General features: G+C 58.8%; 13 protein-coding genes. All 13 read left to right on the top strand.

Annotated features, from left to right (window positions below):
* The first annotated feature begins 1 nt into the window (after window position 1).
* On the top strand, window positions 2-1,429 hold the full coding sequence (fliK, locus tag LPU83_RS42290; protein ID WP_029709879.1) for a flagellar hook-length control protein FliK: 1,428 nt from the start codon (window positions 2-4) through the stop codon (window positions 1,427-1,429).
* Window positions 1,371-1,934 (top strand): lytic transglycosylase domain-containing protein, encoded by a 564-nt coding sequence (locus LPU83_RS42295; RefSeq protein WP_024313004.1) that lies wholly within the window; start codon window positions 1,371-1,373, stop codon window positions 1,932-1,934. Before fliK ends, LPU83_RS42295 begins: the two co-directional genes overlap by 59 nt.
* A 282-nt stretch (window positions 1,935-2,216) precedes the next feature.
* Window positions 2,217-2,888 (top strand): transcriptional activator Rem, encoded by a 672-nt coding sequence (gene rem / locus LPU83_RS42300; RefSeq protein ID WP_037069073.1) that lies wholly within the window; start codon window positions 2,217-2,219, stop codon window positions 2,886-2,888.
* Window positions 2,889-3,018: 130 nt separating this feature from the next.
* Window positions 3,019-4,329 carry a flagellar hook protein FlgE gene (locus LPU83_RS42305; protein ID WP_024313002.1) on the top strand — a complete coding sequence of 437 codons (1,311 nt, stop codon included), beginning with the start codon at window positions 3,019-3,021 and terminating at the stop codon, window positions 4,327-4,329.
* 18 nt (window positions 4,330-4,347) lie between these two features.
* The gene (flgK, locus tag LPU83_RS42310; protein WP_024313001.1) at window positions 4,348-5,814 is read left to right on the top strand and encodes a flagellar hook-associated protein FlgK; all 1,467 of its coding nucleotides are present in this window, start codon (window positions 4,348-4,350) and stop codon (window positions 5,812-5,814) included.
* A gap of 3 nt (window positions 5,815-5,817) precedes the next feature.
* Window positions 5,818-6,939 (top strand): flagellar hook-associated family protein, encoded by a 1,122-nt coding sequence (locus LPU83_RS42315; RefSeq protein WP_024313000.1) that lies wholly within the window; start codon window positions 5,818-5,820, stop codon window positions 6,937-6,939.
* Between the two features lie 36 nt (window positions 6,940-6,975).
* Entirely contained in the window at window positions 6,976-7,323 is a 348-nt protein-coding gene (gene flaF / locus LPU83_RS42320; protein WP_024312999.1) for a flagellar biosynthesis regulator FlaF, read from the top strand.
* A complete protein-coding gene (gene flbT, locus LPU83_RS42325) occupies window positions 7,320-7,769 on the top strand; it encodes a flagellar biosynthesis repressor FlbT (RefSeq protein ID WP_024312998.1) in 450 nt (149 codons plus the stop codon). The genes flaF and flbT overlap by 4 nt, the downstream gene beginning before the upstream one ends.
* Window positions 7,760-8,188, top strand: coding sequence for a flagellar hook assembly protein FlgD (gene flgD / locus LPU83_RS42330; protein WP_024312997.1), 429 nt, complete (start codon window positions 7,760-7,762; stop codon window positions 8,186-8,188). Before flbT ends, flgD begins: the two co-directional genes overlap by 10 nt.
* Before the next feature lie 64 nt (window positions 8,189-8,252).
* Complete coding sequence (gene fliQ, locus LPU83_RS42335) at window positions 8,253-8,519, top strand: flagellar biosynthesis protein FliQ (RefSeq protein WP_016552783.1); 267 nt, start codon at window positions 8,253-8,255, stop codon at window positions 8,517-8,519.
* Window positions 8,520-8,607: 88 nt separating this feature from the next.
* Window positions 8,608-10,695 carry a flagellar biosynthesis protein FlhA gene (flhA, locus tag LPU83_RS42340; RefSeq protein WP_024312996.1) on the top strand — a complete coding sequence of 696 codons (2,088 nt, stop codon included), beginning with the start codon at window positions 8,608-8,610 and terminating at the stop codon, window positions 10,693-10,695.
* Window positions 10,692-11,444 carry a flagellar biosynthetic protein FliR gene (gene fliR, locus LPU83_RS42345; protein WP_024312995.1) on the top strand — a complete coding sequence of 251 codons (753 nt, stop codon included), beginning with the start codon at window positions 10,692-10,694 and terminating at the stop codon, window positions 11,442-11,444. Before flhA ends, fliR begins: the two co-directional genes overlap by 4 nt.
* A 4-nt stretch (window positions 11,445-11,448) precedes the next feature.
* The gene (locus tag LPU83_RS42350; RefSeq protein ID WP_007796668.1) at window positions 11,449-11,862 is read left to right on the top strand and encodes a hypothetical protein; all 414 of its coding nucleotides are present in this window, start codon (window positions 11,449-11,451) and stop codon (window positions 11,860-11,862) included.
* The last annotated feature ends 5 nt before the right edge of the window (window positions 11,863-11,867 follow it).

The following is an 11,867-nucleotide window of genomic DNA, read 5'->3' on the forward strand; positions in this document are numbered from 1 at the left end:
GATGATGGACATCAGCGTTTCGGGGGGAGCGTCTGGAGCAGGGGCTGCCTCTGCCGCGGGCATCGGCCGTCAGACCGGCAACGGTGGTGATGCGGATGCAGGCGGGTTCTCTGACGTCCTGAACAAGGCAAGCGGCGGAAAGCATGACTCGGCCGAGCAGCCCGCGGTGGGCCAGCACGCTGGCGACGGCACAAACGGCAGTGTGTCCGCTGCGCCGCGCCACGCGAACACGAAGGCATTGATCGATCTCGGCAGCGCCTCCCTGGCGGCGCAGGCGGAGATGAAAGAAAAGACGTCCGGGTCGGCCGAGAAGGAGACCAAAAAGGCGGAGCGTGACCCGAAAGCCAAGGGCAAGCATGCTGATGACGCCGACTTGCAGGATCTGTCCGACAAGCTGGACGATGACGCGATGGCACATTCGGCCAAGGGCACGAAGCTGACAAAGGCTGAGGGCGCCGGGATCGAGAAGGGCGCCGAGGATGACAGCGGGCTCTCGGATGTCCTCAGTTTACTGAAGCAGGCGCCGACCGACGGAACGGCTGCAGCAGCAGCGTTCGCCGCAATGGCCGCGGTGAGCCAACAGGCGGATGGCAAGGTATCGACCGATCCGAAAGAAAAGTCCGTTGCGGGTATCAAGCCGAAGGACGAAACGTCCCCTGACGCGGCCCTTGCCGGCGTCGATGCGAGGGTCGACGCTCAGCTGCCCGGCACAGTGGTTGCCGGCGATACCGACGCGACGACATTCCGGCTGAGCCGTGCCGATGGCCGCGGTCAGTCGATGGATATGCATCTTGGCATCGACAAGGATGCCACCGGTGAGTCTGGCGGCAAGGCTAGCATCGAGAGCGTCTCTGTTCTGGACTCGCGCCGCTACATCGGTCTGGCGCAGAACACCAATTCTGCCGCAGTGACGGCCGCGATATCCGGCGATCAGGAATGGGCCCATGCCATGCAGGCGAGCTCCGCCTTGTCGAACGCCGCTGAGTGGACCAGCACTGGCAAGGTGGTGAATACGCTCAAGATCCAGATGAACCCGATCGACCTTGGTCTCGTCACCGCTACGATGCGGCTGCACGGCGACGCGCTGAATGTCGACCTGAAGGTAGAGAGCGGCGCGGCCTATCGCCAACTCAAGGAAGACCACGGCAAGATCATCGAGGCATTGCGCAGCCAGGGCTACGCGATCGACAACGTTACGATCAGCATGGCGCCGGTCGACCGCTCGGACGCCGGCAATCAGGCGAACGCGCAGAGCCAGCAGCAGGGTCAGGCCTCTGCCCAGCAAGGTCAGGGCGGCGAGGCGCGTGAACGCCAAAATCAATCAGGACAGCGAACTGGCGGAGGCTTCAATGGCTCGGGCGAAAGCGGTGTTGAAAGCACTTCTCCTGGCGCCGCTGGCAGCGGTCGCACTGGCGACGTCTATCTCTAGCGCACAGGCGTCGAACAGTGCCTGTGAGCAGGAGATTCAGGCGGCCGCACTGAAATACGGCATCCCCGAGGGCATTCTCTACTCCGTTGGCTTGACCGAGACCGGACGCAAGGGGTCGCTCTACCCTTACGCGCGGAACATCGAAGGGAAGGCCTTCTTTCCACCCTCCGAGCAGGACGCTCTGAGACAGGTTGATGTTGCGCGCAGGTCAGGCGCGAAGCTCATCGACATCGGCTGCATGCAGATCAACCAGTACTACCATGGTGAGAATTTCCGGTCTGCGGAGGAGATGTTCGACCCCCGTCGCAATGTGGAATACGCGGCAAGGTTCCTGCGCAATCTCCATGATCGTCACGAAACCTGGACGATGGCAGTGGCCCGCTATCACGCCGGACCCAACAATGACCCCGCCCAGAAGCAGTATGTCTGCCGGGTCATCGCCAATCTGGTTGCCACCGGCTACGGCAAATGGACTCCCAATGCGAGCAACTTCTGCCAGAATTAATTCAATCAATACGAGTAAAAACAGAACAAAGCAGAAATGTGTCATATTGTGGCGAGAATCTGTCTCAATATGGCAAGGCAAGTCACATTGTAGACCTTGTTAACTTTTCCACGAAATTTTTGTGTGCATAATTTCGATCTGCTACTACATCTAGATCAAATCGCGCCTCAATTCTTAATCAACTATTAATTTCTGCCAGTAAGTTCCTGCAGCTTGTCCCAGAATCGCGCGATTCGTACCCATAGAGCATCGAGGTACCACAAGTGATTCGGAGGCGGACGAATGATCGTAGTGGTTGATGAGCGTGAGCTCGTGAAGGATGGTTACACTTCACTTTTTGGGCGGGAAGGCATTCCTTCCACGGGGTTTGATCCAAGTGAATTCGGCGAATGGGTTCAGACGGCGGCGGATTCTGATATCGCGGCTGTCGAGGCATTCCTGATCGGGCAGGGGCAGCAGAATTTCGAGCTGCCGCGCGCAATCCGCGACCGGACCATGGCGCCGGTTATCGCGGTCAGCGACCAGCCGTCGCTCGAAAACACCCTTGCACTTTTTGATTGTGGTGTCGACGATGTCGTGCGCAAGCCGGTGCATCCCCGCGAAATCCTGGCTCGAGCCGCCGCCATCCGGCGCCGACTGAAAGCGATTTCCAGCCACACCGACATCGGCGCGATCCGCGTATTTTCCGACGGTCGCGATCCGGAAATTCATGGCGAAGTCTTTGCGCTTCCCCGTCGCGAGCGCCGCATCCTGGAATATATGATCGCAAACCGCGGTCGCCGCGTCACCAAGACGCAGATCTTCAACGCGATCTACGGGATCTTCGACGACGAAGTCGAAGAAAACGTCGTTGAAAGCCACATTTCCAAGCTGCGCAAGAAGCTCCGGAAGAAGCTCGGCTTCGATCCGGTCGATTCGAAGCGCTTCCTTGGCTACTGCATTGACTGGAACTGATTTTTTCAGAACGGGCCGTGTTGCCTGGCCATAGTCGCTGCATTCTCATCGATGATGGTTCAGCCCCAGACAGCTTCACGCAAGGCCCACCAAATACTCTCAAGCCTACTCAGGGAATCGAGGTTTTCAGATGAGCATTTTTGGCAGCATGAAGACGGCCGTGTCCGGCATGAACGCCCAGGCAAACCGCCTCAGCACCGTCGCCGATAACATCGCAAACGCAAACACGACGGGCTACAAGGCCGTTTCGAGCGCTTTCTCGTCGCTGGTTCTGCCTTCGACCTCGGGTAACTACAATTCAGGCGGCGTCCAGACGTCCGTTCGTCAGTCCGTTTCCGAGCAGGGCGATATCTCCTACACGACGTCGAGCTACAACCTGGCGATCTCCGGTGATGGCTTCTTCATCGTTCAGAGCCCGGACGGCGTTCCGGTTCTGACCCGCGCTGGCGATTTCAGCAAGGACGATCAGGGCAACCTCGTCAACGCTGCCGGCTTCAAGCTGATGGGCTATTCCTACGACGCGGGTGCTCCGGCCGTCGTCGTCAACGGCTTCTCCGGCCTCGTCCCGATCAACGTCAACCAGTCCGGCCTGACAGCGATCGCGTCGACGACGGGCACCTTCACCGGCAACCTGAACTCCAATGCCAACGTTGCGACCGGCAACCTTCCTGCCTCCAACACGGCTCCGATCACGACCGACACGAAACAGATGTCGATGGTGGGTTACGACAAGCTCGGCAATACGATCCAGTACGATTTCTACTTCACCAAGACAGCGGGCGCGACGGCAGCTTCCGCAGGTCCGCCGCCGGTTGCCGCAACCTCGGGCACGTGGCAGGTCGCAGTCTTCCGCCACGCCGATGCGGCAACAGGTGGAACCTCATCATTTCCGTACACTCCGGCAGCGACGGCTCTCGTTGGCACGACGGGTTTGACCTTCGACACAAACGGCAAGATGGCCTCCACCGGTGCGATGACGATCACCGATCCGGTAACGGGTGGAGCAATCGCCATGGACCTGAGCGGCTTTACGCAGCTCGCTTCTGAGTTTGCCGGTAGCGGCACACCGAACGGCCAGGCAGCCAGCCCGGTTGATAGTGTGTCGATCGACAAGGACGGTACCGTCTATGCCAAATACAAAGATGGAACGTCAAAGCCGCTTTACCGTGTCCCGCTCGCAACAGTTGCAAGCCCGGACAACATGACGCTGATGAGCGGCAACGTTTATAGCGCCAACGGGCAGTCCGGCGTCACCGTCACCGGCTTCCCGCAGACCAACGGCTTCGGCAGCATCCAGGCCGGCGCACTCGAAAGCTCGAACGTCGATCTTGCCGGCGAACTGACCGAAATGATCGAGTCGCAGCGCAGCTACACCGCCAATTCCAAGGTGTTCCAGACGGGGGCCGACATCATGGACGTCCTCGTTAACCTCAAGAGATAAGTAGGGTACGGATAAGCCATGTCGCTCACTTCCGCACTAAATACGGCGCAGAGCATATTCAACAATACCGGCACTCAGAGCAGTGTGGTATCGACCAATATCTCAAACTCCAGCAACAGCGATTACGTGCGCCGGCAGGCGATGATCACCACGTCGCTGAATGGGGCGCAAGTCGTGAAGATCAGCCGCGCGCAGGAAGACGCGCTGCTGAAGCAGTGGCTGAAAGCGAGTGCGCAGGACAGTGGCCAGCAAACGCTACTTGGCGGCCTGACCGACCTGAAATCGATCATGGGTGGCAACGACTACGAAACGTCGCCGGCAAATTATCTCTCGACGTTTCGCGAAAAGCTGCAGGCCTTTCGCACGTCGCCGAGCAGCACGATTGCCGCGCAGAGCGCGGTCACGGCCGCGCAGGACGTCGCCAATTCACTGAACGATGCAACGAAATCCGTGCAGGCCGTCCGTCAGGGTGCGGACAAGGAGATCGCAACCCAGGTTTCGACACTGAACACCCTGCTTGCGCAGTTCAAGACGGCGAACGATGCCGTCAAGAGCGCTACCGCGACCGGCGGCAATCCAGCCGATGCACTGGATGAGCGCGACAAGCTGCTGAAGCAGATCTCCTCGATCGTCGGCGTCAACGCAGTCGATCGCGACAACGGCGATATGGCGCTCTACACCACAGACGGCACCGTTGTTTTCGACACGATTCCCCGCACAGTCACCTTCGTCGCGCAGGACACCTACACTACCCAGACCAAAGGCAATGCGATCTACATCGATGGCGTAGCACTTGCGAGCGGCAAGGGCTCGACGAGCACGGCCCAGGGAAGCCTGCAGGCGCTCCTGCAGGTTCGCGACGACATCGCGCCCACATTCCAGTCGCAGCTCGACGAGATCGCGAAGTCGCTCGTCACCATGTTCTCGGAAACCGGCGGCGCGCCCGCCACGACGCAGCCAGGCCTTTTCGTCTGGAAGACCGCGGTGGGAACGCCGGGCGGCACGCCGACCGCAGCAGGCGTCATCGACGGCATCGCCGGCACCATCACTGTAAACGCCGCCGTCATCACCAGCCAGGGCGGCGACCCGATGAAGTTGCGCGATGGGTCAATCTCCGGCCTCACCAACCTCAATCCGACCGGCAAAAGCGGCTTCTCCGACAATCTCGACGCGCTCTACACGGCGATGGGCACGGCTCAGACCTTTTCAGCGACCGCTGGTCTTTCGTCCAACGTCAACATCATGGATTACGCCTCGAATTCGATCGGCTGGCTCGAGCAGTATCGAAGCGATGCGACGACGGCGTCCGAGAATACCTCGGCAGCACTCTCGCGTTCGACGGAAGCCTATTCCAACGAGACCGGCGTGAACCTCGACGAGGAACTGACGCTGCTCCTCGACATAGAGCAGTCCTACAAGGCGGCCACGAAGATCCTGAACGCTGTCGACGAAATGTTGAAGTCATTGCTGGATATAGCGAGTTAAGCCATGAAAAGTTCATTTATTTCTAGTTCAGCCATTCAGAACGCGATGCGATTGACGATCCGCCAGTCGCAGAAGCAATTGGTCAGCGCTTCTCTCGAAGCAACGACGGGCGTTTACGCCGACATCGGCGCCTCCCTGGGTTCTGGCGCAGCCAAGAGTGTGAACTTCACGTCCGAGGTCAGCCGCATCAAGGCTCTCAAGGGCAGCAATTCCGTCGTATCGGCACGTCTCGAAGCGTCGCAGCTCGGCCTCAACAGCATGAAGAAGGCCGGCGATGCGCTGGTCTCCAAGTTGACAGCGCTTCAGGGCAGTCAGGACAAGACCAGCATCACGGTGGCGATGCAGTCTGCCGGCGACGCGCTGTCGCAGCTCATGGATACGGGCAATTCCATGCTCAACGGCGAGTACCTGTTCTCCGGTATCAACACCGATGTGCAACCGCTCACCAACCAGCAGAATGCCGCGACGACCGCCATTCAGACGAACCTCACGGCCTATGCAAGCGGCCTCGGCAAACCAGTGAGTTCTCTGACCGGCGCCGAGATGGGTAAGTTCATTACTGACTTCGTTGAGCCGATGTTCTCGCAGGACACGTTCAACGGCACCTCCACGCCGATCGCGTTCCCGCCACCTGGCGCCCCGACCCCGCTTGCGCCTGCGGCCTATGTGACGCCGCCGGCCTGGAGCGACTGGTCGGCCGCATCGAACCAGAACATGACGAGCCGTATCAGTAACTCGGAAGTCGTAACATCGTCGACCAACGCCAACTCGGACGGCATGCGCTACTTCGCGCTCGCTTCGATCACCGTTTCGGCGCTGGCCAGCCAGAATGTCAGCGCTGACGCATTGAGCACGGTTACCTCCAAGGCGATCGGCTATGCGGCGCAGGCAACGACCGGCATCGTGACGCAGGCAAGCCAGCTCGGTCTTTCGCAGGAGCGCGTCGAGAAGGCCAACGATGCCCTCGATGCACAATCAAGCATCATTCAGAACAAGCTCGTCGATCTCCAGGGCGTCGATACCTCGGAAGCATCGACACTCGTCAACACGCTCCAGACGCAGCTGGAGACGGCCTACACCATCGTATCGAAAATCCAGCAGTTGAGTCTCGTGAACTACCTTTGATGATCAAGGGTACGAAAGACAAAGAAGGATGCATGAATGTATCAGTTCTCTTACTCCGAGGTCATGGAGGACTCGGTGGCCGATGCGAAGGAGCGGGAACGTCAAGTTCTCGACCGGTCCATCGAGCTGCTGTCGATTGCGCGGGACAAAGAGAAATACAGCCGGGAAGCCATTGATGCATTGTTCTACACCCGGCGTGTTTGGGTGAGTTTCATCGAGGATCTCAAGCATCCGGACAACCAGCTTGAGATCCAGCTGCGGGCCAACCTCATCTCCATCGCGATCTGGATCTTGAAGGAGTGCGATCGGATCAGGCGCCGGCAGTCGACGAACTACCAAGGCATTATCGACGTTACCACCATCATCAGGGATGGACTAAAATGAAAAGCACACTTCGTATCTCGCTAAAAGCCGGGGAAAAGATCTTCATCAACGGTGCGGTCTTGCGCGTCGATCGCAAGGTCGCGCTGGAATTCCTGAACGATGTAACGTTCCTTCTCGAAAACCACGTTCTCCAGCCGGAAGAGGCGACGACGCCTCTGCGCCAGCTCTATTTCATTGCGCAGATGATCCTCATCAATCCTGAGGGCAAGGAGCAATCGACGGCGATGTTCCGCAAGTCGGTCACCATGCTGCTGACCTGCTTCAAGAACGAGGAAGTTCTGGCCGAGCTGAAGCGCATCGATGGTCTCGTTTCGACCGGACGTGCATTCGACGCCCTGAAGGCGATCCGCGGTCTGTATGCGATCGAAGACAGCATACTCAACAACCACGAAATGCCGCCGACGATGGTCGAGCAGATTCGTAAGGAGATCGCACCATGGCGGTAAGTGGCGTTTCGAGCACGTCGAGCACCTCGTCCTCGTCGAGCACATCAACCGCGCAGCAGAAGGCAACGCTCAACTACGACAACTTCCTGCAGCTGCTCATCGCGCAGATGAAGAACCAGGATCCGACAGATCCGGTGGATGCTAGCGAGCAGATGTCGCAGCTGGCGAGCTTCTCGCAGGTCGAACAGACGATCCAGACGAACAGCAAGCTGGACACGCTGCTTGCCAGCTCCAGCCTGACGCAGGCCGGCAGCTATATCGGCAAGTACATGACCAGCGCTGACGGTTCCGTCAAAGGCACGGTCGCTTCGGTCAAGGTCTATTCCGACGGAATTGTCGCGACGACGACCGACGGGAAGAGTATCCTTGTGCAGGCGGGAATCACCCTGGCGGACAAGGCGCCGACGACGTCGAGCTAAGTGTAATTATGAGGCGGTTCGGCCATATCGGGCGGACCGCAAGGCGATATGAGGTTGCCTGACAATGAATGAAGCTGATGCTCTTGACCTTTTCCAGGCCGCGATCTGGACCGTTCTCGTTTCTGCAGGCCCGGCGGTTGCGGCAGCCATGGTGGTCGGTCTGATCATTGCGTTGTTCCAGGCGCTGACGCAGGTTCAGGAAGCAACCCTCACCTTCGTTCCGAAAATCGTGGCGGTCCTCGTCACCATCGGCATCTCGGCTCCGTTTGTCGGATCGCAGATTTCGATTTTCACCAATCTGGTGTTTTCGCGCATTCAGTCGGGTTTCTGAGCCACCTTCGCGCAAGCTTCGCCATTTAATTCTCGTTCCGAATTGGTGGGCATCATGCCCGCACCTCTCATGAAGAGACGGAATCGAAATGGCGCAACCTCCCGCACTCCCCCTCCCGAAAGCTGGACTTAGCGTACGCGATATCGGTTTTGCCATGGGCATCATCCTTATCATCTGCGTCCTCTTTCTGCCGATCCCGCCGTTCTTGATCGACATGGGTTTGGCCTTCTCGATCGCTTTCTCGGTGCTGATCCTGATGGTGGCGCTGTGGATCCAGAAGCCGCTCGATTTCTCATCATTCCCGACCATTCTTCTGATCGCGACCATGACGCGCTTGGCGCTGAACATCGCGACGACGCGCGTCATCCTTTCGCACGGTAACGAGGGTCATGATGCAGCCGGCGGCGTCATCGCAGGCTTTGCCAGCCTCGTCATGTCCGGCGACTTCGTGATCGGTCTGATCGTCTTTCTGATCCTGATCACCATCAACTTCATCGTCATCACCAAGGGCGCGACACGTATCGCGGAAGTCGGCGCGCGCTTCACTCTCGATGCGATCCCCGGCAAGCAGATGTCGATCGACGCCGACCTTTCGGCCGGCATCATCGACGAGAAGGAAGCCCAGCGTCGCCGTAAGGAACTGGAAGAGGAAAGCTCCTTCTTCGGTGCCATGGATGGCGCGTCCAAGTTCGTTCGTGGCGATGCGATTGCCGGTCTTCTGATTACCTGCATCAACATTTTTGGCGGCATCATCATCGGTTATTTCCGTCACGGTATGCCGATCGGCGAAGCCGCCGACGTCTTCGTCAAGCTCTCCGTCGGCGACGGCCTCGTCTCGCAGATGCCGGCCCTCATCGTTTCGCTCGCAGCCGGCCTTCTCGTGTCGCGCGGCGGCACCGTCGGTTCCACTGAACAGGCAGTCGTCAACCAGCTCAGCGGCTATCCGCGCGCCCTTTCGGTATCCGCGGTTCTGATGGCAATCCTCGGGCTCATGCCGGGCCTGCCGTTTTTCCCTTTCATGTTTCTGTCCGGTCTTCTGGCCTTCGGCGCCTGGTTCATTCCTCGTCAGGTCGAGGCCGAGAACAAGGCGCGGCGCGAGCAGGAAGAGAAGAAGGTCGTCCAGAACAAGGAGCTCGAAAAGGACTCCGTCAAGTCGGTGCTGCGCACCTCGGAAATCGAACTCGCGCTCGGCAAGATGGTGTCGACGCGTCTGCTTGGTGCTCACCAGGAGCTCGCTTTCCGCGTCGGCAAGATGCGCAAGAAATTCGCGACGCAGTACGGCTTCGTTGTTCCGGAAATCAAGGTCACCGACGATATCGGCATCGCCGAGAAGTCCTATCAGATCCGCATCCACGGTACGACGGTTGCTTCCAACCTGCTGCGCGTGGGCGAGGTTCTGGTCGTCACCGGCTCTGGCCGTAAGCCAAGCATTCCGGGCGACGAGATTCGCGAACCAGCGTTCGGCATGCCGGCGGTTTCCATTCTTGAAGCCTTTGCCGAAGACTTGAAGCGCGAAGGTTTCCAGCCGATCGACAATGTCTCGGTCGTGCTGACGCATATGAGCGAAGTCATCCGCAACAATCTGCCGGCGCTTCTGTCCTATAAGGACGTGAAGGTGCTGATCGACAGGCTCGATCCCGAATACAAGAAGCTGGCCGACGAGATCTGCTCGTCGCACATGTCCTATTCTGGCCTGCAGGCTGTGTTGAAGCTGCTTCTCGCCGAGCGCGTGTCGATCCGCAACCTGCACCTCATCCTGGAAGCCGTCGCCGAACTTGCGCCGCATGTCCGCAAGACCGAGCAGATTGTCGAGCACGTCCGCGTGCGCATGGCACAGCAGCTATGCGGCGATCTCGCCGACAATGGTGTGCTTCGCGTACTGCGGCTCGGCAGCAAGTGGGATCTGGCTTTCCATCAGGCGCTGAAGCGTGACAACAAGGGCGAGATCGTCGAATTCGACATCGACCCGCGCATGCTGGAGGAGTTCAGCGAGCAGGCGACGAAGGTTGTCCGTGAATTCATGGATCGCGGCCTGCCATTCGCCCTTGTCACCTCGCCGGAAACACGCTCCTATGTGCGTATGATCATCGAACGATTGTTCGCAACGCTCCCGGTTCTATCGCATGTCGAGCTGGCCAAGGGCATCGAGATAAAGATTCTGGGCTCGATTTCATGATAACTGACCCGCAAGGGACCGTCCTGGCGCTGTTCCTGATCTTCTGCAGGATCGGCGGCTGCGTCCTGGCGATGCCTGGCTTTTCGTCGGCCCGTGTGCCTGCGCAATTGCGGGTTTTCATCGCCGCCGCCCTGTCGCTTGCGATCCTGCCTGTGCTTTGGGATACTGTCTATCCGATCGTCCACACATCGAACGCCACCTATATCGGTTATATTTTCAGCGAATCGCTGATTGGCGTCATGTACGGCATGCTCGCCCGTGTCTACACGCTCGGCCTGCAGTTCGCGGCCAGCGTCATTGCGATGATGATCGGATACACCCAACCGAGCGCGGGCGATATTTTCGAAGATACCCCCGAAACCAGCCTTTCTGGCTTCATCACCCTTGCCGGCATGATGATCCTGTTCATGATGGACTTTCATCACATCGTGTTCCGGGCATTGATCGATTCTTACACGTCGATGCCTTTCGGCGGCATCATGCAGCTGCGCAGTACGCTCATCTCGTTCACCGACACGCTGTCATCGACGTTCATGATCATGCTGCGGCTCTCTAGCCCGTTCCTGATCTACGGCCTGATGTTCAACATCGCCATCGGCTTCATCAACAAGCTGGCGCCGCAGATCCCGGTGTATTTCATATCGACGCCCTACCTGCTTCTCGGCGGGCTCTTCCTTTTCTACTTCTCCGTGGCGGCGCTGGTCAGCCAGTTCGGCCAATCCTTCGCCAGCGTTTTCATCGGCAGGTAGTGGTATGGCGGACAAGACACGCTCCCAGAAACTGAAACGCCTCGTAGCGGTTCAACGGCATCTGGAGCAGATGGCCGAGTTCGATCTTGCCGAAACGAGCCGTCAGCGCGCGGAAGTCAACGACCAGATGGACAGCGTCATTCTGGCGCTCGGCTCCATGGACCCCGTCCATCATGCCTTTTCGCAGGGCTATGCGGATCGATTCAACCGGCTTGGGATCAAGGACAAGCAGCTGACCGGCATGCAGCAGATTCACGAAATGCGCGTCGTTCAGGAGCGCGCCAAGGGCGATCGGCTGGAAGACGGCATGCGCGAAGCGCTTGAGTCCGAGCGTCGGGAAGCCGACGACAATGCAGTCTATGATCTCATCGATCAAAAGTTCGGTACGCCAGCCTCCAGCAAGCTTCAAAAATCATAATCGTC

The organism is Rhizobium favelukesii (assembly GCF_000577275.2).
Classification (GTDB): Bacteria; Pseudomonadota; Alphaproteobacteria; order Rhizobiales; family Rhizobiaceae; genus Rhizobium; species Rhizobium favelukesii.

Excerpts from the sequence above, each read along its gene's own strand:
- fliK (WP_029709879.1), top strand. The coding sequence starts at position 2 with ATGATGGACATCAGCGTTTCGGGGGGAGCGTCTGGAGCAGGGGCTGCC.
- rem (WP_037069073.1), top strand. The coding sequence starts at position 2,217 with ATGATCGTAGTGGTTGATGAGCGTGAGCTCGTGAAGGATGGTTACACT.
- LPU83_RS42305 (WP_024313002.1), top strand. The coding sequence starts at position 3,019 with ATGAGCATTTTTGGCAGCATGAAGACGGCCGTGTCCGGCATGAACGCC.
- flgK (WP_024313001.1), top strand. The coding sequence starts at position 4,348 with ATGTCGCTCACTTCCGCACTAAATACGGCGCAGAGCATATTCAACAAT.
- LPU83_RS42315 (WP_024313000.1), top strand. The coding sequence starts at position 5,818 with ATGAAAAGTTCATTTATTTCTAGTTCAGCCATTCAGAACGCGATGCGA.
- flaF (WP_024312999.1), top strand. The coding sequence starts at position 6,976 with ATGTATCAGTTCTCTTACTCCGAGGTCATGGAGGACTCGGTGGCCGAT.
- flbT (WP_024312998.1), top strand. The coding sequence starts at position 7,320 with ATGAAAAGCACACTTCGTATCTCGCTAAAAGCCGGGGAAAAGATCTTC.
- flgD (WP_024312997.1), top strand. The coding sequence starts at position 7,760 with ATGGCGGTAAGTGGCGTTTCGAGCACGTCGAGCACCTCGTCCTCGTCG.
- fliQ (WP_016552783.1), top strand. The coding sequence starts at position 8,253 with ATGAATGAAGCTGATGCTCTTGACCTTTTCCAGGCCGCGATCTGGACC.
- flhA (WP_024312996.1), top strand. The coding sequence starts at position 8,608 with ATGGCGCAACCTCCCGCACTCCCCCTCCCGAAAGCTGGACTTAGCGTA.
- fliR (WP_024312995.1), top strand. The coding sequence starts at position 10,692 with ATGATAACTGACCCGCAAGGGACCGTCCTGGCGCTGTTCCTGATCTTC.
- LPU83_RS42350 (WP_007796668.1), top strand. The coding sequence starts at position 11,449 with ATGGCGGACAAGACACGCTCCCAGAAACTGAAACGCCTCGTAGCGGTT.